The 22264-nt window shown below is 65.1% G+C and carries 25 protein-coding genes and 3 tRNA genes; 10 read left to right on the top strand and 18 right to left on the bottom strand.

Annotation, left to right across the window (positions count from 1 at the left end; all coding sequences use genetic code 11):
* From ACODS5_RS08905 to yacG, 3 genes are read left to right on the top strand one after another with little or no spacing between them, the layout of a single operon-like run.
* Window positions 1-867, top strand: a complete 867-nt coding sequence (locus tag ACODS5_RS08905; RefSeq protein ID WP_489108436.1) for a prepilin peptidase — start codon at window positions 1-3, stop codon at window positions 865-867.
* Window positions 867-1490 carry a dephospho-CoA kinase gene (coaE, locus tag ACODS5_RS08910; protein WP_038706809.1) on the top strand — a complete coding sequence of 208 codons (624 nt, stop codon included), beginning with the start codon at window positions 867-869 and terminating at the stop codon, window positions 1488-1490. The genes ACODS5_RS08905 and coaE overlap by 1 nt, the downstream gene beginning before the upstream one ends.
* Window positions 1487-1687 carry a DNA gyrase inhibitor YacG gene (yacG, locus tag ACODS5_RS08915; RefSeq protein WP_046854173.1) on the top strand — a complete coding sequence of 67 codons (201 nt, stop codon included), beginning with the start codon at window positions 1487-1489 and terminating at the stop codon, window positions 1685-1687. Before coaE ends, yacG begins: the two co-directional genes overlap by 4 nt.
* A 96-nt stretch (window positions 1688-1783) precedes the next feature.
* On the opposite strand, the gene ACODS5_RS08920 is transcribed toward yacG, so the two are convergent.
* Window positions 1784-2491 (bottom strand): energy-coupling factor ABC transporter permease, encoded by a 708-nt coding sequence (locus ACODS5_RS08920; RefSeq protein ID WP_217867249.1) that lies wholly within the window; start codon window positions 2489-2491, stop codon window positions 1784-1786.
* Between the two features lie 86 nt (window positions 2492-2577).
* Between ACODS5_RS08920 and ACODS5_RS08925 the strand changes: the two genes are divergently transcribed.
* The 4 genes from ACODS5_RS08925 (at window position 2578) to ACODS5_RS08940 (ending at window position 5380) form a co-directional block, all read left to right on the top strand.
* The gene (locus ACODS5_RS08925; protein ID WP_038706810.1) at window positions 2578-3009 is read left to right on the top strand and encodes a hypothetical protein; all 432 of its coding nucleotides are present in this window, start codon (window positions 2578-2580) and stop codon (window positions 3007-3009) included.
* Window positions 3010-3064: 55 nt separating this feature from the next.
* Complete coding sequence (locus tag ACODS5_RS08930; RefSeq protein ID WP_028689889.1) at window positions 3065-3694, top strand: DUF1780 domain-containing protein; 630 nt, start codon at window positions 3065-3067, stop codon at window positions 3692-3694.
* Between the two features lie 132 nt (window positions 3695-3826).
* The gene (locus ACODS5_RS08935; protein WP_023631877.1) at window positions 3827-4000 is read left to right on the top strand and encodes a DUF3094 family protein; all 174 of its coding nucleotides are present in this window, start codon (window positions 3827-3829) and stop codon (window positions 3998-4000) included.
* Between the two features lie 84 nt (window positions 4001-4084).
* Window positions 4085-5380 (top strand): NAD(P)/FAD-dependent oxidoreductase, encoded by a 1296-nt coding sequence (locus ACODS5_RS08940; RefSeq protein WP_489108437.1) that lies wholly within the window; start codon window positions 4085-4087, stop codon window positions 5378-5380.
* Window positions 5381-5505: 125 nt separating this feature from the next.
* Here ACODS5_RS08940 and ACODS5_RS08945 read toward each other — a convergent pair whose 3' ends face one another.
* From ACODS5_RS08945 to rluD, 7 genes are all read right to left on the bottom strand, one after another.
* Window positions 5506-6042 carry a dihydrofolate reductase family protein gene (locus ACODS5_RS08945; protein WP_134693369.1) on the bottom strand — a complete coding sequence of 179 codons (537 nt, stop codon included), beginning with the start codon at window positions 6040-6042 and terminating at the stop codon, window positions 5506-5508.
* Window positions 6043-6145: 103 nt separating this feature from the next.
* A tRNA-Lys gene (locus ACODS5_RS08950) sits at window positions 6146-6221 on the bottom strand.
* A 6-nt stretch (window positions 6222-6227) separates the two neighbouring features.
* Window positions 6228-6304 (bottom strand) — tRNA-Pro (locus ACODS5_RS08955).
* Window positions 6305-6308: 4 nt separating this feature from the next.
* Window positions 6309-6384: transfer RNA gene (locus ACODS5_RS08960), tRNA-Asn, on the bottom strand.
* A gap of 377 nt (window positions 6385-6761) precedes the next feature.
* Window positions 6762-9326 (bottom strand): ATP-dependent chaperone ClpB, encoded by a 2565-nt coding sequence (gene clpB / locus ACODS5_RS08965; protein WP_134693368.1) that lies wholly within the window; start codon window positions 9324-9326, stop codon window positions 6762-6764.
* 259 nt (window positions 9327-9585) lie between these two features.
* Window positions 9586-10323, bottom strand: coding sequence for a peptidoglycan editing factor PgeF (pgeF, locus tag ACODS5_RS08970; RefSeq protein ID WP_489108438.1), 738 nt, complete (start codon window positions 10321-10323; stop codon window positions 9586-9588).
* Complete coding sequence (gene rluD, locus ACODS5_RS08975; protein ID WP_134693366.1) at window positions 10320-11282, bottom strand: 23S rRNA pseudouridine(1911/1915/1917) synthase RluD; 963 nt, start codon at window positions 11280-11282, stop codon at window positions 10320-10322. Before rluD ends, pgeF begins: the two co-directional genes overlap by 4 nt.
* Window positions 11283-11430: 148 nt before the next feature.
* Between rluD and ACODS5_RS08980 the strand changes: the two genes are divergently transcribed.
* Entirely contained in the window at window positions 11431-12450 is a 1020-nt protein-coding gene (locus ACODS5_RS08980) for an outer membrane protein assembly factor BamD (protein WP_134693365.1), read from the top strand.
* Window positions 12451-12546: 96 nt separating this feature from the next.
* Window positions 12547-12777 (top strand): PP0621 family protein, encoded by a 231-nt coding sequence (locus tag ACODS5_RS08985; protein ID WP_134693364.1) that lies wholly within the window; start codon window positions 12547-12549, stop codon window positions 12775-12777.
* Window positions 12778-12925: 148 nt separating this feature from the next.
* Here the strand turns inward: ACODS5_RS08985 and thiO are convergent, their stop codons facing one another.
* From thiO to pilV, 5 genes are read right to left on the bottom strand one after another with little or no spacing between them, the layout of a single operon-like run.
* Window positions 12926-14023 carry a glycine oxidase ThiO gene (gene thiO, locus ACODS5_RS08990; RefSeq protein ID WP_134693363.1) on the bottom strand — a complete coding sequence of 366 codons (1098 nt, stop codon included), beginning with the start codon at window positions 14021-14023 and terminating at the stop codon, window positions 12926-12928.
* Between the two features lie 53 nt (window positions 14024-14076).
* A complete protein-coding gene (locus tag ACODS5_RS08995; RefSeq protein WP_134693362.1) occupies window positions 14077-14475 on the bottom strand; it encodes a type IV pilin protein in 399 nt (132 codons plus the stop codon).
* A gap of 1 nt (window position 14476) precedes the next feature.
* On the bottom strand, window positions 14477-14947 hold the full coding sequence (locus tag ACODS5_RS09000; protein ID WP_489108439.1) for a hypothetical protein: 471 nt from the start codon (window positions 14945-14947) through the stop codon (window positions 14477-14479).
* Window positions 14944-15579, bottom strand: a complete 636-nt coding sequence (locus ACODS5_RS09005; protein ID WP_134693360.1) for a PilW family protein — start codon at window positions 15577-15579, stop codon at window positions 14944-14946. Before ACODS5_RS09005 ends, ACODS5_RS09000 begins: the two co-directional genes overlap by 4 nt.
* On the bottom strand, window positions 15576-15935 hold the full coding sequence (gene pilV / locus ACODS5_RS09010) for a type IV pilus modification protein PilV (RefSeq protein ID WP_134693359.1): 360 nt from the start codon (window positions 15933-15935) through the stop codon (window positions 15576-15578). Before pilV ends, ACODS5_RS09005 begins: the two co-directional genes overlap by 4 nt.
* 108 nt (window positions 15936-16043) lie before the next feature.
* Here pilV and ACODS5_RS09015 point away from each other — a divergent pair, with 108 nt between their 5' ends.
* Complete coding sequence (locus ACODS5_RS09015) at window positions 16044-16523, top strand: GspH/FimT family pseudopilin (protein ID WP_489108440.1); 480 nt, start codon at window positions 16044-16046, stop codon at window positions 16521-16523.
* A gap of 1 nt (window position 16524) precedes the next feature.
* Here ACODS5_RS09015 and ispH read toward each other — a convergent pair whose 3' ends face one another.
* The 5 genes from ispH to ribF are packed head-to-tail and all read right to left on the bottom strand — an operon-like array spanning window position 16525 to window position 22203.
* On the bottom strand, window positions 16525-17472 hold the full coding sequence (gene ispH, locus ACODS5_RS09020) for a 4-hydroxy-3-methylbut-2-enyl diphosphate reductase (RefSeq protein WP_134693358.1): 948 nt from the start codon (window positions 17470-17472) through the stop codon (window positions 16525-16527).
* A 14-nt stretch (window positions 17473-17486) separates the two neighbouring features.
* The gene (locus tag ACODS5_RS09025; RefSeq protein WP_134693357.1) at window positions 17487-17924 is read right to left on the bottom strand and encodes an FKBP-type peptidyl-prolyl cis-trans isomerase; all 438 of its coding nucleotides are present in this window, start codon (window positions 17922-17924) and stop codon (window positions 17487-17489) included.
* Window positions 17917-18432, bottom strand: coding sequence for a signal peptidase II (gene lspA / locus ACODS5_RS09030; RefSeq protein ID WP_102682158.1), 516 nt, complete (start codon window positions 18430-18432; stop codon window positions 17917-17919). The genes ACODS5_RS09025 and lspA overlap by 8 nt, the downstream gene beginning before the upstream one ends.
* Complete coding sequence (gene ileS, locus ACODS5_RS09035; RefSeq protein ID WP_489108441.1) at window positions 18425-21256, bottom strand: isoleucine--tRNA ligase; 2832 nt, start codon at window positions 21254-21256, stop codon at window positions 18425-18427. The genes lspA and ileS overlap by 8 nt, the downstream gene beginning before the upstream one ends.
* A complete protein-coding gene (ribF, locus tag ACODS5_RS09040; protein ID WP_134693355.1) occupies window positions 21253-22203 on the bottom strand; it encodes a bifunctional riboflavin kinase/FAD synthetase in 951 nt (316 codons plus the stop codon). Before ribF ends, ileS begins: the two co-directional genes overlap by 4 nt.
* Window positions 22204-22264: the final 61 nt, after the last annotated feature.

A 22264-nucleotide genomic window follows, 5' to 3' on the forward strand; every position in this document is an offset into this window, starting at 1 on the left:
ATGAATGCCTGGACCGTAATCGTCGAACATCCGCCGTTCTTCCATACCTTGGCCGCGGTGCTGGGGTTGCTGGTGGGCAGTTTTCTCAATGTGCTGGCGTACCGCCTGCCGATCATGCTCGAGCGCCAGTGGCAGCGGGAGGCGCAGGAGGTGCTGGGGCTGCCGCAGGCCGAGCACGAGCGCTTCGACCTGTGCCTGCCGGCTTCACGTTGCCCGCACTGTCAGCGCCAGATCCGCGCCTGGGAAAACATTCCAGTGCTGAGTTACCTGGCCCTGCGCGGGCGGTGCGCGGGGTGCAAGGCGCAGATCAGCGTGCGTTATCCCCTAGTGGAGCTGGGCAGCGCCCTGCTCTCGCTGTTGGTGGCCTGGCATTTCGGGCCGGGTGTCGAGGCGCTGGGGGTAATGCTGCTGACCTGGGGGCTGATCGCCTTGAGCCTGATCGATGCCGAGCATCAGTTGCTGCCGGATGTGCTGGTGCTGCCGCTGTTGTGGCTGGGGTTGATCGTCAACGCCTTCGGGCTGCTGGTGCCGTTGAGCGATGCGCTGTGGGGCGCGGTGGCGGGTTACCTGAGTTTGTGGTCGGTGTACTGGGTGTTCAAGCTGGTCACCGGCAAGGAGGGCATGGGCTTCGGCGACTTCAAGCTGCTGGCCATGCTCGGTGCCTGGGGCGGCTGGCAGATCCTGCCGCTGACCTTGATGCTGGCGTCCTTGGTGGGGGCGCTGATCGGGCTGACGCTGGTGCGTTTCAAGCGCACGCAAATGGGCGCGGCATTGCCTTTCGGGCCTTATCTGGCCATTGCGGGGTGGATCGCATTGCTCTGGGGTGATGAAATAGTCGCCTCATACCTGCAACTGCTTGGAACCTGATGAGCACAGCGCCCTTCACACCCTGGATTCTTGGCCTTACCGGCGGCATCGGCAGCGGCAAGAGCGCCGCCGCCGAGCGTTTCGTCGAACTGGGCGTGCACCTGGTCGATGCCGACCAGGCCGCGCGCTGGGTCGTCGAGCCGGGGCGCCCTGCCCTGGCCAGCATCGTCGAGCGCTTTGGCGCAGGCGTGCTGCAGGCGGACGGCCAGCTCGACCGTGGCGCCCTGCGCCAGCTGATCTTCGCCGACCCGAGCCAACGGCAATGGCTGGAACAACTGCTGCACCCGCTGATCGGCCAGGAGATCTTCAGCTACCTGGCCAAGGCCGAGACGCCCTATGCAGTGTACGTTTCGCCGCTGTTGATCGAGTCGGGGCAGCACCAGAAGACCCAGCGCATCCTGGTGATCGACGCGCCGACCGAGTTGCAGGTGCAACGCACCTTGGCCCGCGACAACACCAGCGCGGAACAGGTGCAGGCGATTCTCAAGGCCCAGCTGGCCCGGGAAGAGCGCCTGCGCCATGCCGATGACGTGGTGGTCAACGACCGTGACCTGCAATCGCTGCACGACGAGATCGACCGCCTGCACCACTTTTACCTGACTTTACGAGGAGGCCAGCCATGAGCCAGCCGATGACCGTTGATTGCCCTACCTGCGGGGCACCCGTGGAATGGGGCGAGCAGAGCCCGTTCCGGCCGTTCTGCTCGGACCGCTGCAAGTTGATCGACCTGGGCGCCTGGGCGGCCGAGGAGCATAAGATCGCCGGGGCGGAGGAGTCCGAGGACGAGCTGTATTCGGGGGATCTGGAGCCTCGGCATTGACCTGGTTTCTGGGTTGGCTGTGATGGCCTCTTCGCCGGCAAGCCGGCTCCTACAGGTTTGGCGCCTGCCCTGTAGGAGCCGGCTTGCCGGCGAACATCAGCGTTCCTCGTCCTTCCAGGGCGCCTGCAGATAACGGGAGCGATTGAAGGTTTCCAGCCACTCCGGGCAGAACACCACCAGCGCACTGATCACCGTGCCGTTGATAAATGCCTCGGGGAACATCATCAGCCATAGATAGCCAACGAAGTCGCTAAGCCATTCCGGCATGGCGAACCGCTCGTCCATCCACAGCAACCCCAGCCCTGCCATCAGGCACAGCAACACCGTCAACGCCGCCGGGAAGAACCCGCAACAGAAGATATACACGAACAGGTTACGCGGCTGGGCGCGCTCGACCAGGATCGCGCACACCTCGGTGACCAGCACCGGCAGGCCGACGATCAGCAGGCCGTTGACGCCGATGGCGGCAAGGTCCTGCCGGCCCATCAGCAACAGGCCGAGCTGGGCGAGAAAGCCGCCCAGCACGGCCAATGGCCAGTCCAGTAAAAGGGTTACGGCGGTCATGCCGATGAAGTGGTACGACACCCCGGTATCGAAGTCGCGGCGCACCAGCCAGAGTATGAACAGGCAGAACACCGTGCCGAACAGCAGGTGCTGGCGGCGGGTGTCGGTGAACAGCTCGACCCAGCGGGTGCGGCTGGCGGCCCAGATCAGCAGGGGCACGTAACCTATCCAGCCAAGGGTAAGGCTGGTGCTGGACAAGACTTGTGCGCTGATCACCTGAACAATATCCCTGTCGGCCATGTGGACAAGCCTGAGTCTACACCCATTCTCCCTTTCAGCCGGTTGCTATAGGCTGGCACCTCCTTTCGATGCAGGACGCATCCGCCATGCCTGAAGGGCTTAACCTGCCGCTGCTGCTCGGCGCGGCGTTCAGCGCCATCGCCGGCGTGCTGCACCTGGCGGTGATCGCCATTGGCCCACGCTGGTACCGCTTGTTCGGCGCCGGCGAGCGCATGGCCAGGGCGGCGGAGCAAGGGCGCGCCTACCCGGCCCTGGTCACTGCGGCGATCGCGGCGGTGCTGCTCGTCTGGTCGGCCTATGCCTTGTCGGCGGCCGGGCTGATGCGCCCATTGCCCTTGCTGTTGCCGGTGATCTGCCTGATCACCCTGGTGTACCTGGCGCGGGGCCTGCTGGGGCCACTGGTGCTGGCCGGCACCGGGCGCAGCCGAAGGTTTATCGCGGTCAGTTCGGCCATTTGTTTGGGCGGCGGGCTGTTGCATCTGCTGGGGGTGGTGCAGCAGTGGCTGGTGCTGGGCTGATTCCTACGCACAAACAGCATCTTACCGTCATCAATTAGCGACTAAGCTTGTCCCCATGGATGACTCAGACTACCTGCGCCTGCTTACCATCCAGGCCGAGCAAGCCAATGCGTTCCTGTCCAATGCCCGCAAATGGGAGCGTGAGCGTTGGGTCTGCCAGCGCCTGCTGCAAGGGCTGAACATCCCCTACCGCAGCGAGGACTTCACCCCGGCCGGGCAAGAGCCGCCGGACGTGCTGTTCCGCGACGCGGCGTTCGAGGTGTTCTTCGTGCTCGACGAGGGCCGCCGGCTCAACGACGAATGGCGCGAGGAGCTGCAACGGCGGCGCAGCGCCTTCTCCCTGGCCCAGCTGGTGCGCCGCGAGCAGCGGCCCCGGCGCATCAGTGCCCAGGAGCTGCTGGCGCGCCTGGCGCCGACCCTGCGCAAGAAGTCGCACAACTACCGCGAGCGCGGGCTGGACCTGGGCGAGCTGGACATCATCGCCTTCGCCAGCCTCAAGCGCGAGGTGCTCGACCTCAACAGCCATTTCCCGCCGCCCACCGAGTACCTGCGCCAGGGCTGGCGGTCGTTGTCGCTGGTGGGGCCGACCTTCGCCCGGGTGCTGTTCGCCCACCCGGACGCGCCGGATTTTTTGCGCGGCAACCTGGGGCGCAGCATCGTGTTCGACGTAGGTATCAGTCTTTGATCCAGTGCCGGGTGTCTTTGCGATCACGTACACTCGGCGCCAGGGATAGAAAGCATTATCATTCGACCCATGCGTTTGCGTGGCCGCTGTGGCGTACACGCAGTCACGAACGTCTATCTGACGAGGCCCAGCATGACCAGCCGCCTGAATCCTGAAGATCAGCGTCGCGTCGATGAGTATCTGAGCGCCCCCCAGCATCAAGTCGAGCGCCGGCCCTTCCGGCCATGGCTGCTCCTGTTGCTGGTGGTGGCCGTGACCATCGGTCTGGGCCTGTTGAGCCGCCTGCTGAGTGGACTGGTGCTATGAGCTGCCTTGCGCTCGCCCGCCCCTCATGCCGAATGCGGCCGGACCTTGTGTCCACGAATTCCGTAAAACTTGTGAGATATCCCCATGACTCATCGCATCGTGATTGTCGGCGGCGGCGCCGGCGGCCTGGAACTGGCGACCCGCCTGGGTAAAAGCCTGGGCAAGCGCAAACAGGCCGAGATCACCCTGGTTGATGCCAACCTGACGCACATCTGGAAGCCACTGCTGCACGAAGTGGCGGCCGGCTCGCTGAACTCCTCGGAAGACGAACTGAACTACGTGGCGCAGGCCAAGTGGAACCACTTCAACTTCCAGATGGGGCGCATGAGCGGCCTGGACCGCGAAAGCAAACTGATCCAGCTGGCCGCGACCCTCGACGACGAGGGCCGTGAGCTGTTGCCTGCGCGCACCATCGGCTACGACACCCTGGTGATCGCCGTGGGCAGCAACACCAACGACTTCGGCACCCTGGGCGCGGCGCAACATTGCCTGTTCCTCGACAGCCGCAAGCAGGCCGAGCGCTTCCACCAGCAACTGCTCAACCACTACCTGCGCGCCCATGCGGGCGACGTGGCCAGCGAGCAGATCAGCGTGGCCATCGTCGGTGCCGGCGCCACCGGCGTGGAGCTGGCGGCCGAGCTGCACAACGCGGCCCATGAGCTGGCAGCCTATGGCCTGGACAAGATCCAGCCGAAAGACATGCACATCACCATCATCGAGGCCGGCCCACGGGTGTTGCCAGCGCTGCCGGAGCGCATCAGCGAGCCGGTGCACAAGACCCTGGAAAAACTCGGGGTGACGGTGCTGACCAACGCCGCGGTCAGTGAAGTGACCGAGGATGGCCTGAAGACCGCTTCGGGCGAGGTTATCCAGGCCAGCTTGAAGGTCTGGGCGGCGGGCATTCGCGCGCCGGGCTTCCTCAAGGACATCGACGGCCTGGAGACCAACCGCATCAACCAACTGGTGGTGCGCCCAACCCTGCAGACCACCCTGGACGACAACATCTTCGCCTTCGGCGACTGCGCCGCCTGCCCGCAACCGGGCACCGACCGCAATGTGCCGCCACGGGCCCAGGCCGCGCACCAGCAGGCCTCGCTGCTGGCCAAGAGCCTGAAGGCGCGCCTGGAGAACAAGGCGCTGCCGACCTACGAATACAAGGACTATGGCTCGCTGGTGTCGCTGTCGCGCTTCTCGGCGGTCGGCAACCTGATGGGTAACCTGATGGGCAGCGTCAAGCTGGAGGGCTGGCTGGCGCGGATGTTCTATGTGTCGCTGTACCGCATGCACCAGATGGCGCTGTATGGGTTCTTCCGCACGGCGATGATGATGCTGGGTAGCAAGATTGGCCGGGGGACCGAGCCGCGCCTGAAGCTGCACTGACCTGACGCGGTTCGCCGGCAAGCCGGCTCCTACGGGCGACACTTCTGTAGGAGCTGGCTTGCCGGCGAACTCCGCGGTGCCTGGTTCACCAGCAGGGCTGGCTCCTACAGATTGGCTGCACTGCTTTAACGAACGATGCGATACGTGCTCTGCACAAACCCGCTCTCGTAACTGGTCGTCCTCATGTGCTGCAACAGCACATCCTTCGCCAACCCGCCGAACAACGGTATCCCCTGCCCCAGCAGCACGGGGATGCGGGTGATGGTCAGTTCATCCACCAGCCCCTCGCGCAGGAACCCCTGAATCAGCTTGCCGCCATCCAGGTACAGGCTCTTTGCGCCCGTGGCCTGCAGGTGCTCGAGCAACGCCGGGATCGGCCCCGGGTGCAGCTCGACGCGCTCTGACACGCCCCTGGGCAGCGCCTCGAGGGTACTGCTGAGCACCACCACTCGCGTATCAGGGTATGGCCACTCGCCAAAGGTCATGACCTTGTCGAAGGTACCGCGCCCCATCACCAACGTATCGACGCCCGCCATGAACCCGGCATAACCATGGTCGTCAGCGGACTGGGTGGCGCCCATCAACCAATCGAGGCCGCCATCTTCACGGGCGATGTAGCCATCCAGGCTGGTGGCGATGAAAACACTGGCTTTGAGTGGCATGCGCGGGCGCTCCTGCGGGCAAAGGCCACAGGGTAGCAAAGGGCGGGGATATAAATCGCGGGCAAAAGAAAAAGGGCATCTCGATCGAGATGCCCTTTTTACATGGTGGGTCGTGTAGGATTCGAACCTACGACCAATTGGTTAAAAGCCAACTGCTCTACCAACTGAGCTAACGACCCGGAAAATGGTCGGGGTGAGGGGATTCGAACTCCTGACATCCTGCTCCCAAAGCAGGCGCGCTACCGGACTGCGCTACACCCCGAGATTGGCTCCGCGACCTGGACTCGAACCAGGGACCCAATGATTAACAGTCATTTGCTCTACCGACTGAGCTATCGCGGAACTGAACTTCGGTACATCTTTACTGCTTCGAAGTCTGTGTTAGCTTCGATCTCTTTGGCTATCCGCTTTCGCGTTGTCGCTGCTGAGGCCGGCTATTCTACATTCTTCGTTTTGCTTGTCAACCACTTTTTTTCGTTCAACTTACTGATTTGTAAGTTATTTTCAGATCGTCGGTGTTGCTGGCGATCTGCTCAGTGCCTGACAGCGGGGCGAATATTAGGGGCACTCTGGTTTTTGTGCAAGCACTTTTTTCAAAATTTTCAGCGAGTTATGGCTGAAGCTGGAAAATCAGGGGTTTGAGGGCCCTATCGCCGGCAAGCCGGCTCCTACAGGGAAGGCATAACACCTGTGGGAGCCGGCTTGCCGGCGATGCTTTTTCAGGCAAAGACGATCTCGTCCCCTTCCACTTGTGCGGTAATCGCCGCGCCAGGCACGAACTGCCCGCCGAGGATCAATTGCGCCAGCGGGTTCTCGATCCAGCGCTGGATCGCACGCTTCAATGGCCGTGCGCCATACACCGGGTCGTAACCGACGGCGATCAGCTTGTCCAACGCCTCCGGGCTCAGGCTCAGCGACAACTCGCGCTCGGCCAGGCGACCACGCAGGCGGCCAAGCTGGATCTCGGTGATACCGGCGATCTGCTCGCGGCCCAGCGGTTCGAACACCACCACTTCGTCGATGCGGTTGATGAACTCCGGACGGAAGTGCGCGCCCACCGCGTCCATCACCGCCGCACGCTGTGCCTCGCGGTCACCGGCCAGTTCCTGGATCTGCGCCGAGCCCAGGTTGGAGGTCATCACGATCACGGTGTTGCGGAAGTCCACGGTACGGCCGTGGCTGTCGGTCAGGCGGCCATCTTCCAGTACCTGCAGCAGCACGTTGAACACATCCGGGTGGGCTTTCTCCACCTCGTCGAGCAGTACCACCGAGTACGGCTTGCGACGCACGGCCTCGGTCAGGTAGCCGCCCTCCTCATAGCCCACATACCCTGGCGGGGCGCCGATCAGACGCGCCACGGAGTGTTTCTCCATGAACTCGGACATGTCGATGCGCACCATGGCCTCTTCGGTGTCGAAAAGGAACTCGGCCAGCGCCTTGCACAGCTCGGTCTTGCCCACCCCGGTGGGCCCAAGGAACAGGAACGAACCACTCGGGCGGTTCGGGTCGGACAGCCCGGCGCGGGACCGGCGCACGGCGTTGGCCACGGCGGTCACCGCCTCGTCCTGGCCGATCACCCGTTCGTGCAGCAGGCTTTCCATTTTCAGCAGCTTCTCACGCTCGCCTTCGAGCATCTTCGCCACCGGGATGCCGGTCCACTTGGACACCACTTCGGCAATCTCTTCCTCGGTAACCTTGTTGCGCAGCAGCTGGTTGTCGGTCTTGCCGTGCTGGTCGACCATCTGCAGGCTGCGCTCCAAGTCCGGGATCACCCCGTACTGCAGCTCGGCCATGCGGCTGAGGTCGCCCTTGCGGCGGGCGGCTTCCAGTTCCTGGCGGGCCTGCTCGATCTTTTGCTGGATCTGCGCCGAACCTTGCACCTCGGCCTTTTCCGAGGCCCAGATTTCTTCGAGGTCGGAGTACTCGCGCTCCAGGCGCTCGATTTCCTCGGTCAGTTTTTCCAGGCGTTTCTTCGCCGCTTCGTCTTCTTCCTTCTTCAGCGCCTGGGATTCCACCTTCAGCTGGATCAGGCGACGGTCGAGACGGTCGAGCACCTCCGGCTTGGAGTCGATCTCCATGCGGATGCGGCTGGCGGCTTCGTCGATCAGGTCGATGGCCTTGTCCGGCAGCTGGCGGTCGGTGATATAGCGGTGGCTGAGCTTGGCTGCGGCAATGATCGCGCCGTCGGTGATGGCCACCTTGTGGTGCACTTCGTAGCGTTCTTTCAGGCCGCGCAGGATGGCGATGGTGTCTTCCTCGCTCGGCTCCTCGACCAGCACCTTCTGGAAGCGGCGCTCGAGGGCTGCGTCCTTTTCGATGAACTGGCGGTACTCGTTGAGCGTGGTGGCGCCAACGCAGTGCAGCTCGCCACGGGCCAGGGCCGGCTTGAGCATGTTGCCGGCGTCCATGGCGCCCTCGCCTTTACCGGCGCCGACCATGGTGTGCAGCTCGTCGATGAACAGGATGATCTGGCCTTCCTGCTTGCTCAGTTCGTTGAGCAGGCCTTTGAGGCGCTCTTCGAACTCGCCGCGGTACTTGGCGCCAGCGATCAGCGCGCCCATGTCCAGCGCCAGCAGGCGCTTGCCCTTGAGGCCGTCGGGCACTTCGCCGTTGATGATGCGCTGGGCCAGGCCCTCGGCGATGGCGGTCTTGCCGACACCGGGCTCGCCGATCAATACCGGGTTGTTCTTGGTACGGCGTTGCAGCACCTGGATGGTGCGGCGGATCTCGTCGTCACGGCCGATCACTGGGTCGAGCTTGCCTTCCTCGGCGCGCTTGGTGAGGTCGACGGTGTACTTGTCCAGGGCCTGGCGCGATTCCTCGGCGTTGGCGTCGTTCACCGCCGCGCCGCCGCGCAGGTTGTTGATGGCGTTTTCCAGGGCCTTCTTGCTCACGCCCTGGCCGAGCAGCAACTTGCCGACCTTACTGTTCTCGTCCATGGCAGCGAGCAGCACCAGTTCGCTGGAAATGAACTGGTCGCCCTTCTGCTGGGCCAGGCGGTCGGCCTGGTTGAGCAGGCGCGCCAGGTCCTGGGACATGTTCACATCGCCGGTGGGGTTCTGGATTTTCGGCAACTGGTCGAGCTCTTTGGTCAGCGCCTTGCGCAGGCTATTGACGTCGAAGCCGACCTGCATCAGCAGCGGCTTGATCGAGCCGCCCTGCTGGTCGATCAGCGCCTGCAGCAGGTGCAGGGGCTCGATGGCCGGGTGGTCCATGCCCACGGCCAGGGATTGGGAATCGGATAACGCGAGTTGCAGCTTGCTGGTCAGTCGGTCTATTCGCATGGGGGATACCTTCCTTTAAAGGGCAGGCGGAGCGATGGACAGCACCTGTAATGATGAACCTGCCTGAGATGACCAATAGATAAGGGTGATTCTGGAAGATTCAAGCGTAGCGGGATTGACCGGGGTCAGCACGCGGGGGGATGGCTGGGGGCGCTTTGCGCCCCTTTCGCGGCACAAGGCCGCTCCTACAGAGGATTGCACTCCCCCTGTAGGAGCGGCCTTGTGTCGCGAAAGGGCTGCAAAGCAGCCCCCGGCGTCCTTATGGCTGCAACCACACCAACGAAGCAAAGCGCCCACCCTGCGGGGTACGGCGATAAGAGAAGAAGCGTGGATCGCTGACCGTGCAGAACCCACCGCCATAGACAGCCGTAACACCCCGCGCCGCCAGGCGAATCCGCGCCAGCTGGTAGATATCGGCCATCAGTTTGCCAGGGCGCGCGCCATCGACAAAGGCAGTGGCGGCCTCAGGATGCACGGCGGTAAAGGCATCGCGCACTTCCGTGCCCACCTCGAACGCCTGCGGCCCAATGGCCGGGCCCAGCCATACCAGCACCTCTTCAGGTGGCAGGGCCAGGCGATCGAGGGTGGCTTCCAGCACGCCACCGGCCAGCCCGCGCCAGCCAGCATGGGCGGCGGCCACGCGAGTACCGGCGCGGTCGCAGAACAAGGCAGGCAGGCAATCGGCGGTCATGACGGTGCAGGCTATACCGGGCTGGTCGGTCCAGCTGGCATCGGCTTCGGCGACCACGGCGGGATCGGCATCGGCAACCACCAGCCCGTGCACCTGCTTGAGCCAGGCGGGCTGGATGGCGAATTCAGCGCTGAGGCGACGACGGTTCTCGGCGACCGCAGCGAGGTCGTCGCCCACATGGTCGCCAAGATTGAAGGCTTCATAGGGCGGCAGGCTGACGCCGCCCTGGCGGGTGGTGACACAGGCGCGTACCGAGGCCGGGGCTGGCCAGTCGGGAAAGAGCAGCGCCTGGGTCAGACCGTTCATCCGATAAAGCTCTCGCGGTCCTGGTCGAGCAGCGACAGCAGCCACCGGAAGTCGTCCGGCAGCTCCGACTTCCACTCCATGCGCTCGCCGGTGGTAGGGTGGTCCAGCGCCAGGAAGCGGGCATGCAGGGCCTGGCGCGGGAAGTTCTTCACCGCCTCGACCATGGCCACGCTGGCCGCCGGCGGAATACGGAAACGCACGCCGTAGGTCTGATCGCCGACCAGCGGATAACCGACATGCGCCATGTGCACGCGGATCTGGTGGGTACGGCCAGTTTCCAGCTTGACCCGCACATGGGTGTGCGAGCGGAAGCGCTTGAGCACGCGATAGTGGCTGACCGCCGGCTTGCCGCCGTCGGTCACCGCCATGCGCTGGCGCTCGCCGCCGTGACGGCCGATCGGGGCGTCGATCTTGCCACCGGCGATCACCACGCCGACCACGATGCACTCGTAGATGCGGCTGACCGAGCGCTTCTGCAGCTGGTCGACCAGGTTGGTCTGCGCTTGCAGGGTCTTGGCCACCACCATCAGGCCCGTGGTGTCCTTGTCCAGGCGGTGCACGATACCGGCGCGCGGTACGTTGACGATGTCCGGCACATGGTGCAGCAGGGCATTGAGCAGGGTGCCGTCGGGGTGGCCCGCCGCCGGGTGGACTACCAGCCCGGCCGGCTTGTTGATCACCAGGATCTGGTCGTCTTCATAGACGATGTCCAGCTCGATGTCCTGAGCCACCCATTCGCCCTGGGCCTCCTGCTCGGCCTCGAGGGCCAGGATAGAGCCGGTGTGGACGGTGTCGCGCGGTCGCAGCACCGCGCCATCGACGGTCAGGCGGCCATCTTTGATCCACGAGGACAGGCGCGAACGCGAGTACTCGGCGAACAATTGGGCGGCGACCTGGTCGAGGCGTTGGCCGCCCAGTTCGGACGGGACCTCTGCGCTAAGTTGAATGATCTCGGACATGCTCGAATCGACGGGCGTTCAGCCTTTGGTTTCGGCTGCGCGCTTGTGGTTAAATACGGCTTCTTTTGCCCCGGGGTTGCCCGGGGGTGCTCATCATAACAGGACGGCACCGCCCAAGACAGCGGCCGTCAAAGGGACGCAAGCCGCCATGCAAGTGAAACACCTGCTGCTGATCGCCATCCTCGGGCTCACCGCGGCCTGTTCCTCCAACAAGGAAGTCATTGACGAGAACCTCAGCGAAGCCGAGCTGTATCAGCAAGCTCAGGCCGACCTGGACAACTCCAGCTACACCAGCGCCGTGAACAAGCTCAAGGCCCTGGAGTCGCGCTACCCGTTCGGCCGCTACGCCGACCAGGCGCAGCTCGAGCTGATCTACGCCAACTACAAGAACTCCGAGCCCGAGGCCGCCAAGTCGGCTGCCGAGCGCTTCATCCGCCTGCACCCGCAGCACCCGAACGTCGACTACGCCTATTACCTCAAGGGCCTGACCTCGTTCGACCAGGACCGTGGCCTGCTGGCGCGCTTCCTGCCGCTGGACATGACCAAGCGTGACCCGGGTGCCGCCCGCGACTCGTACAACGAGTTCGCCCAGCTGACCAGCCGCTTCCCCAACAGCCGTTACTCGCCGGACGCCAAGCAGCGCATGATCTACCTGCGCAACCTGCTGGCCGCCTACGAGATCCACGTGGCCAACTACTACCTGAGCCGCGAAGCCTATGTCGCCGCCGCCAACCGTGGCCGCTACGTGGTGGAGAACTTCCAGGAAACCCCATCGGTGGGTGACGGCCTGGCGGTGATGGTCGAGTCGTACCAGCGCATGCACCTGGACGAACTGGCCGCCACCAGCCTCGAGACCCTGCAACTCAACTACCCGGACCATCCGAGCCTGGTCGACGGCCAGTTCGTCACCAAGGTGGACGAAAACGGCAACCGTTCGTGGCTGTCCAAGGCCACCCTGGGCCTGATCGAAACCAAGACTCCGCTGCCGCCAGGCGAGACCCGCGCCAACCAGGACGTGGTCAAGCAGTTCCAGGATGCCCGTTCGGAGATCCCGCAAGAGCTGCTGCCCAAGGACGAGAACGGCGACGTGATCCTGCCGGAGGGTCCTAAGGAAGCCGAGAAGGACCGCAGCTGGTTCAGCTACATGACCTTCGGTCTGTTCGACTGAGCCACGCGCAAGCGAAAGAAAGGGAGGCCCGAGGCCTCCCTTTTTTATTGGCCGCGCCCTAGACTGTCGGCTTCTTCATTCGACAAGCTGGACACCATGGTTCGCCTACTTTTCTGGATCGCCCTGATCGCTGCCGCGTTCTGGCTGTGGCGCAAGTTCAAGAGCAGTCAGCAGTCGCCTGCCGAGCCCCGGCTGCAAGACCCGCTGAAGATGGTGCGCTGCGCCCATTGTGGCGTGCACCTGCCCAACGACCGGGCGTTGCAGCAGGGCAAGGAGTGGTATTGCAGCCAGCAGCATTTGCAGCAAGGGCCAGGCCAGCAGCGCTAAACAATCCGACCAAAGGGCGCCAAGGTTAGCCTTACCGCAACCTGTAGGAAGCAGCCTTGCTGGCGAACACCGGCAAGGCCGGTGCCATACACCGCGTTGCCAGGTTCGCCGGCAAGCCGGCTCCTACAACAAGCAGCGCTTCACCCGCTCAAAGCAACCGCCCCTCTGGCGCATAGGGTGCCGGGTCGATGATCGGCTCACGCCCCAGCAACAGGTCACTGAACAACTGGCACGACGCCGGCGCCAGCACCAGGCCATTGCGGTAATGGCCACAGTTCAACCACAGCCCTTCATGCCCCGGCACCGCGCCAATGTACGGAATACCTTCTGGCGACCCCGGACGCAAACCCGCCCAGTGCCCAACGACTTCGGCATCGGCCAATGCCGGCAACAGCTCGATGGCCGACGCCTTCAGGCTCTCCAGCGCATCCTCGGTCGGGGTCTTGTCGTAGCCAGCATGCTCCAGGGTGCTGCCCACCAGGATATGCCCGTCACGGCGAGGGATTGCATAGCGCCCCTTGGCCAGCACCATGCTGGGGAGGAAGTCCTCGGCGCACTTGAACAGGATCATCTGGCCCTTCACCGGCTCCACCGGCAGGTCCAACCCCAGCGTCTTCAGCAGATCGCCGCTCCAGGCTCCGGCACTGAGCACTACGTCATCGGCGGCCAGCACGCCATCGTCGGCCCGCACGCCCGTGACACGACCGCCCTCCTGTTCGAAGCCGGTGATCTGGCAGTGCTCGCGCAGGGTGACGTTGGGTAGCGCCTGCAGCGCGGCCTTGAGCGACTTGACCAAGCGCGGGTTACGCACATTGGCCACCCCCGCCATGTAGATCGCGTGCCGGTAGCCCGGCCCAAGCACTGGTACCGCATCGTAGGCCGCCGAAATATCCACCGCACTCAACGGCCGCTGTTCCCGCACAGCCCAGGCCAATGCCTCGGCCTCATCGTCCAGGTCGAGCCAGTAGAGCCCGGTGGTATGGACCTCGGGGTCGACGCCGGTGCTGGCGAACAGGCGCTCGCCCAGCTGTGGATAAAAATCCTGCGACCAGTGCGCCAGCGCGGTCACCGCTGGGCTGTAGCGCCACGGGTACAGCGGCGAGACGATGCCGCCTCCGGCCCAGGACGACTCACGGCCAACCTCCCCCTGGTCGCACACCACCACCCGGTCGACTTCTGCCGCCAGGTTGAACGCTGTCAGCAGGCCAATCACCCCGCCACCGACAATCACTACTTGCTTGCTCATGGTTCGATCCAACACCTGAAGAAATTCCACGGTGCCCAGGCACCCAATGCGCTTCAGCTTCCCCAGCAGGTTTCAGCACCCTCGCTGCCGCCTGGATTGTCACGCACGCCGGCCTGATCGAGGCGAAAATCGCCACAGGGGTCGTGCGCCATGAACGCACCCGCCACACGCCGGGCAAGCAGCGTGAAAGCCTCTGCGTCACGTTGGGCTAGCAAACGGTAGTAACGGCTGCCCGACGGCAGCACCGTCTGCAACTGCTCGCTGTCGGCATAGCCACCGCTGCGCGCGCGGTGCTGTTCCAGGCGCAACGCGGCGTCGTGCAGCAGGCCGACCACCTCGCTGCGCGCGGCACGCCGCAGCTGGTCGCTGTAACTGGGGTAGGCAATGGCTGCCAGCATGCCGATCAGCGCCACGACAATCAATAATTCGATCAGGCCAAGGCCTCGCTGCATGTCAGCCCTCCTCCAGGCGTTGCCGCCAGCTGACCCGTCGCACCCGCGCCTGCTCGTCCACCGCATACACCGCCTCCAGGTACTGCCGGCCGCGTGCCTCGCGGCCGAGCGCCGTTACCCGCACCAGGCTCACCTGCTCGCCAATGGGCAGGCCGGCGGCGCGGCTGGTGGTCCCCAGTGCCTGCAACAGCACGAAGCCGCTCTCGGTGGCTTGCCAAGGCGCACCAGGCCTGGCAATGGGCAGATCCGGCGGCAGGCAAGGCCCGCACTCGCTCGCAAGCCCGGCATCGAGCAATGCCGCGCCCTCCACCAGGCTCGCTTCGGCCAGCTCGAATGCCTGGGCACGCCGCACTTGCTCGCCCACCTGCCGCGCCTGCTGCAACGCATCGCGCATGCCCAGCGCCGCCAACAGACCGAGCAGCAGGCTGAGGTTCAACGCCAGCAGCAGCACCACGCCACCCTGGCGGCTCACGCGCCATCACCGGGGTTGCGCAGGGCCACGCTCAGCGCGTGACGCTGTTGCAGTTGATGATCACGGTCGTGCATGAGCAGTTCGATATCCACACGGTCCTCGACCCGCCGCACCTGCATGGCCCGCACATTGTCGATCAGGGCGGCATGCTGGGCGTTACTGGTGAACAGCAGGCTGCCGTTGCGCACGCGATAGGTCACCCGGCGCACCGGCAAGGCCAGCATGCTGTCGCCCGGTACATGCTGGCCCCGCTGGACCCGCGCCCAACTGCGACAGTCGCTGAGCACGGTCCAGTCCGGCGCGCCGAGCAGGCCAGGCAGCTCGGCGCCCACCAGCGTCAGGCTGTCGCCAGTGACCTCGATGGGCCTGGCGAACGCCTGTACGGCTGCGGGGTCGTCGAAGTCCGCCGGCGCCAGCCGCAGGCAGCCGAACATCCCGGCCATGCGGATATCCTCGGCCATGCGTTGCAGGGCCAGGCGCGCGTCGTCCTGCAAACGTGCCGCCGCGCCTTGCAGGCGCCAAGCCTGGTAGGCCTGGACGAACACCTGGCCCGCCGCCGCCAGCAGCAAAGCGCCAAGCGCCACGGCCAACAACACCTCGATCAGGCCGAAGGCGCTTTGCCCACGCTTCATGGCAACACCCGGCCCTGTAGCTGCAACGCTGGCCGCCGATCCGCCATGCTTGGCCAGTGCACCTCTAGCGCCAGCATGCCGGGCGCGCGCCGCACCCGCCCCTGCGCCGAAGCGCCCAAGGCCTGCGTGACCCGTGCCCGCCATGCGCCCTCCTCGCCTGCATCGAGCGCGCCGCGTGCCCTCACCCGCTCGAGCATGCCCTGGGCCAGTTGCAAGGCCAGGCCATCGCGCCTGGCGCTGTCGGCAGCCTGCATGCCGCGTACCTGCAAGGCCGCCGCGGCGAATACACCCAGCGCCAGCACGGTCATGGCCAGCAGCACCTCCAGCAATGTCATCCCGCCTTCCTTCGCCCGCATCCTCACCCTCCTGGGACCTTTCCTCGCGCCCTGCCCGAAGCGGCTGACTGGCGCCCTGCGCGGCCAAGCCGGAAGCTATAGCGAAGCACTTCCAGGGAGGAATGCACGGTGAAGCAACAAGGCGTAACACTGCTACAAATGATGTGCGCGCTGGCCATTGGCAGCCTGCTGACACACCTTGGTATCACGGCCTACAACCGACTCGGCGAAACCCTGCAACTAACCGCCGTGGCCCGGGACCTGGCGCAAACGCTGCGCGCCGCGCGCAACCAGGCCGCGCTGCAGCAACAGGCGCTGACGGTGCATCCACTGGAGGGTGACTGGGGCAAAGGCTGGCGGGTAGCGCAAGAGCGCGACGGCCAATTGGTGCGCGAGCATCGCCTGGGCAAGCCGGCGAAAGTGCTGGCGAGCTCTACCCGCGAGGTGCGTTTCAGTCGGCGGGGGGCGCCCGTGGGCATCGGCTTCGTCGGCATCACGCTGGACATCTGCCAGCGCAGCGGGCCGGGGAGCCAGCACCAGGTGGTGCTGAGCCCCAGTGGCCGGGTCAGCCTGCGCAGCGACGAGGGCCGCCGCTGTGCAGGAGACTGAGTCAGATCAGCGAGCGTACCCGCAGTTCCTTGGGCATGGAGAAGGTGATGTTCTCCTCGCGGCCGTCGAGCTCTTCGGCGCCGCTGGCACCCCAGGCCTTGAGTTGATCGATCACGCCACGCACCAGCACCTCGGGGGCCGAGGCACCGGCGGTGATGCCGATCCGCTGCACGCCGTCGAACCAGCTGCGTTGCAGGTCCTCGGCACCGTCGATCAGGTAGGCCGGCGTGCTCATGCGCTCGGCCAGCTCGCGCAGGCGGTTGGAGTTGGAGCTGTTGGGGCTGCCCACCACCAGCACCACGTCACACTCGTCGGCCAGTTGCTTGACGGCGTCCTGGCGGTTTTGCGTGGCGTAGCAGATGTCGTCCTTGCGCGGGCCGCCGATGTTCGGGAAGCGCGCGCGCAGGGCGTCGATCACCCGGCTGGTATCGTCCATCGACAACGTGGTCTGGGTGACGAAGGCCAGGTGGTCGGGGTCGTTCACCTGCAACTTGGCAACATCGTCCTCGTCCTCGACCAGGTAGATGGCGCCGCCGTTGCTGGCGTCGTATTGGCCCATGGTGCCTTCGACTTCCGGGTGCCCTTCGTGGCCGATGAGAATGGTCTCGCGGCCGTCGCGGCTGTACTTGGCCACTTCGATATGCACCTTGGTGACCAGCGGGCAGGTCGCGTCGAACACCTTCAGGCCGCGCCCGGCGGCTTCCTGGCGCACGGCCTGGGATACACCATGGGCGCTGAAGATGACGATGACGTCGTCCGGCACCTGGTCCAGCTCTTCGACGAACACCGCGCCACGGTTGCGCAGGTCCTCGACCACGAACTTGTTGTGCACCACTTCATGGCGCACATAGATCGGCGGGCCGAAGACCTCCAGGGCGCGGTTGACGATCTCGATCGCCCGGTCGACCCCCGCGCAGAAACCGCGCGGGTTGGCGAGTTTGATTTGCATGCTCGGCTCCCGGCTCACAAGGCCTTGACGTCGAGGATCTGCACCTCGAAGTTCAACGTCTTGCCTGCCAGTGGATGGTTGAAGTCGATGGTCACCTGGTGGTCGTCGAACGCTTTCACCACACCGGGCAGTTCGGTGTTGGCGGCGTCGTTGAAGATCACCAGCAACCCTTCGGACAGCTCCATGCCGTCGAACTGCGAACGTGGCATCACCTGCACGTTCTGCGGGTTGTGCTGGCCGAAGGCGTTCTCCGGGGCGATGCTCAGCTTGCGCTGGTCACCGGCCTTGAAGCCGAACAGGGCGTTCTCGAAGCCCGGCAGCAGGTTGCCGTCGCCGACCTTGAACACGGCCGGGGCCTTGTCGAAGGTGCTGTCGACGGTGTCGCCGTTTTCCAGGTGCAGCGCGAAGTGCAGGGTGACTTCGGTGTTCTGGCCGATACGGGTCTCAGTCATGGACGGCTTCCTCGGACTTCTTGCTCTTGAACATATCCAGCGCCAGCATCACCGCGCCAACGGTGATGGCGCTGTCGGCCAGGTTGAAGGCCGGGAAGTAGTGGCGGTTCTGCCAGTGCACCAGGATGAAGTCGACCACATGGCCCAACACCACGCGGTCGTACAGGTTGCCCAATGCACCGCCCAGCACCAGGGCCAGGGCCACGGCCAGCCAGGTCTCGTTGCGCCCCAGGCGCTTGAGCCAGACCACCAGCACGGCGCTGACCACCACGGCGATCACGGCGAACAGCCAACGCTGCCAGCCGGAACTGTCGGCCAGGAAGCTGAACGCCGCGCCGGTGTTGTAGGCCAGGGTCCAGCTGAAGTAGTCGGGAATGACCACGATCTGCTGGTACAGGCTCAGCGCGCCCTCGAAGTAGACCTTGGTGGCCTGGTCGAGGACCAGCACCACCAGGCTCAGCCAGAGCCAGGCAAGGCGCCCGAAGCGCCCTGCGGACGCATTAGGCATAGTGGCGCACCTCACCGGAGCCGCTCAGGTTGTCGACGCAACGGCCACAGATTTCCGGGTGCTCCGGGTGGCTGCCGACGTCGGCGCGGAAGTGCCAGCAACGGCCGCACTTGGCATGGCCAGACTTGACCACCTTCAGCTTGAGGCCTTCGACCTCGGTTGTCACCGCATCGGCCGGTGCCTGGACGAACGGCACCACGCTGGCCGCCGAGGTGATCAGCACGAAGCGCAGCTCGTCGCCGAGCTTGTTCAGGTCGGCGGTCAGGCCCTCTTCGGCGAACAGGGTGACCTCGGCCTGCAGGTTGCCGCCGATGACCTTGGCGGTACGCTGGTTCTCCAGCTCCTTGTTGACCGCGGCCTTGACCGCCATTACGCGGTCCCAGTAGGCGCGGTCCAGCTCGGCGTCGGCCGGCAGTTCCGTCAGGCCCTGGTACCAGGTGTTGAGCATCACCGACTCGTTGCGCTCGCCCGGCAGGTACTGCCAGATCTCGTCGGCGGTGAACGCCAGGATCGGCGCGATCCAGCGCACCAGCGCCTCGCTGATGTGGTACAGCGCGGTCTGGCAGGAGCGGCGGGCGACACTGTTGGCGCCGGTGGTGTACTGGCGGTCCTTGATGATGTCGAGGTAGAAGCCGCCCAGCTCCTGCACGCAGAAGTTGTGGATCTTCGAGTAGACGTTCCAGAACCGGTACTCGCCGTAGTGCTCTTCCAGCTCGCGCTGCAGCAGCAGGGTACGGTCGACCGCCCAACGGTCCAGGGCCAGCATGTCCTCGGCCGGCAGCAGGTCGCGGGCCGGGTCGAAGCCGGACAGGTTGGAGAGCAGGAAGCGCGCGGTGTTGCGGATGCGGCGGTAGGCGTCGGCGCTACGCTGCAGGATCTGCTCGGAAACGGCCATCTCACCGGAGTAGTCGGTGGCGGACACCCACAGGCGCAGGATGTCGGCACCCAGGGTGTTGTTGACCTTTTCCGGCTCGATGGTGTTGCCCAGCGACTTGGACATCTTGCGGCCGTTCTCGTCCACGGTGAAGCCGTGGGTCAGCAGCTCGCGGTACGGCGCGTGGCCGTCGATGGCGCAGCCAGTCAGCAAGGAAGAGTGGAACCAGCCGCGGTGCTGGTCGGAGCCTTCCAGGTACAGGTCGGCGCGCGGGCCGGTGGCGTGGCCGATATCGTGGGAGCCACGCAGCACGTGCCAGTGGGTGGTGCCGGAGTCGAACCAGACGTCGAGGGTGTCGGAAATCTTGTCGTACTGCCCGGCTTCATCGCCCAGCAGTTCGGCGGCATCCAGCTTGAACCAGGCCTCGATGCCTTGCTGTTCGACGCGCTTGGCCACTTCCTCCATCAGCTCGACGGTGCGCGGGTGCAGCTCACCGGTCTGCTTGTCGAGGAAGAACGGGATCGGCACGCCCCAGTTGCGCTGACGCGAGATGCACCAGTCTGGACGGTTGGCGATCATCGAGTGCAGGCGCGCCTGGCCCCAGGCCGGAACGAACTTGGTCTCTTCGATGGCCTTGAGCGAGCGCTCGCGCAGGTTGTCGCCGCTGGTGGGCTGCTTGTCCATGCCGACGAACCACTGCGCGGTGGCGCGGTAGATCAGCGGGGTCTTGTGGCGCCAGCAGTGCATGTAGCTGTGGCTGATGGTCTCGGTGTGCATCAGCGCGCCGACTTCGCTGAGCTTGTCGACGATGGCCGGGTTGGCCTTCCAGATGAACTGGCCGCCGAAGAACGGCAGCGACTCGACATACACGCCGTTGCTCTGCACCGGGGTGAGGATGTCGTCGTTGACCATGCCGTAGCGCTTGCAGGTGACGAAGTCGTCTTCGCCGTAGGCTGGCGAGGAGTGCACCACGCCGGTACCGGCGCCCAGCTCGACGTATTCGGCCAGGTAGATCGGCGACAGGCGATCGTAGAACGGGTGACGGAAGTTGATCAGTTCCAGCGCCGAACCCGGGGCGGTGGCGATGACCGAACCTTCCAGGGCATAGCGCTTCAGGCACGCCTCGACCAGCTCCTCGGCCAGCACCAGCAGGCGCTCGCCGGTATCGACCAGGGCGTAGGTGAAGTCCGGGTGGATGTTCAGCGCCTGGTTGGCCGGGATGGTCCACGGGGTGGTGGTCCAGATCACGATGGCGGCGGGCTTGGCCAGCGCGGCCAGGCCGAAGGCAGCGGCCAGCTTGGCCTCGTCGGCGACCGGGAAGGCCACGTCGATGGTCTGGGATTTCTTGTCGGCATACTCGACCTCGGCTTCGGCCAGGGCCGAACCGCAATCGAAGCACCAGTTCACCGGCTTCAGGCCCTTGAACACGAAGCCTTGCTTGACCATCTCGGCCAGGGCGCGGATCTCGCCGGCCTCGTTGGCGAAGTTCATGGTCTTGTACGGGTTGTCCCAGTCACCCAGCACGCCCAGGCGGATGAACTCGGTCTTCTGCCCTTCGATCTGCTCGGCGGCGTACTCGCGGCACAGCTCGCGGGTGCGGTCGGCGGTCAGGTGCTTGCCGTGGGTGACCTCGACCTTGTGCTCGATCGGCAGGCCGTGGCAGTCCCAGCCCGGTACGTACGGGGCGTCGAAGCCCGACAGGGTTTTCGAGCGGACAATCATGTCCTTGAGAATCTTGTTCAGCGCATGACCGATATGAATCTTGCCGTTGGCATAGGGCGGGCCGTCGTGCAGGACGAACTTCGGACGATCCTTGCCAATCTCGCGCAGCTTCTGGTACAGGCCAATGCTGTCCCAGCGCTGCAGGATCTGCGGTTCGCGGTGAGGCAGGCCGGCCTTCATGGGGAAGGCGGTGTCCGGAAGGTTAAGCGTGGCTTTGTAGTCGGTCATTTCAGGCTCTTCGTTAGCGGTTGAGCGTGCCAGTGGGCACGTGCGGCGGCGATGTCCGCGTCGATCGCCGACTTCAGCGCCTCCAGGGAGGCGAAACGCTGCTCTTCACGCAGCTTGTGGTGGAATTCCACCGTCAGGCGCCGGCCATAGAGGTCGCCGGCGTAATCCAGGAGATGAATCTCCAGGTGGGGACGGCCATCACCGCTGACGGTGGGTCGTACCCCGATGTTGCCAACACCCGGCCAGTGCTTGCCGTCGATCTCGATGCTGGCCAGGTAGACCCCGGACAGCGGCACGCGACGGCGCTTGAGCTGGATGTTGGCGGTAGGTGTGCCGAGCTGGCGGGCCAGCTTCTGGCCATGCAGCACGCGGCCGGTGATGCGGTATGGCCGGCCCAGCAGGTGCTCGGCGAGCTCGAAGTTGCCATCGGCCAAGGCCTTGCGCACTTCGGTGCTGCTGACCCGCAGGCCGTCCTGCAGCACGGTGTTGGCCGCCTCGAGCGAGAAACCATGCTGCTTGCCAGCCTCGACCAGGAAAGCGAAGTCGCCGGCGCGGTCGCAACCGAAGCGGAAGTCATCGCCCACTTCGAGGTGGCGCACGCCCAGGCCCTCGACCAGCACGGCCTTGACGAACTGCTCGGCGCTGAGCTGGCTCAGGCGCTGGTTGAACGACAGGCACAGCACCCGGTCGATGCCTTCGGCGGCCAGCAGCTCGACCTTGTCGCGCAAGCGCGCCAGGCGGGCCGGCGCGCTGTCCGGGGCGAAGTATTCGCGGGGCTGTGGCTCGAAGATCACCACGCAGGTCGGCAGGCCGAGTGCCTGGCCACGTTCGCGCAGGCGCGCGAGAATCGCCTGGTGGCCGCGGTGGACCCCGTCGAAGTTGCCAATGGTGGCGACACAGCCCCGGTGCTCGGGGCGCAGGTTGTGAAGACCTCGAACCAGCTGCATAACGCGCTTCTTGCTCATAAAGTGGCCGATTATAACCACACCCGGGCGCTGGCGACAGGCA

The organism is Pseudomonas sp. FG47 (assembly GCF_057809115.1).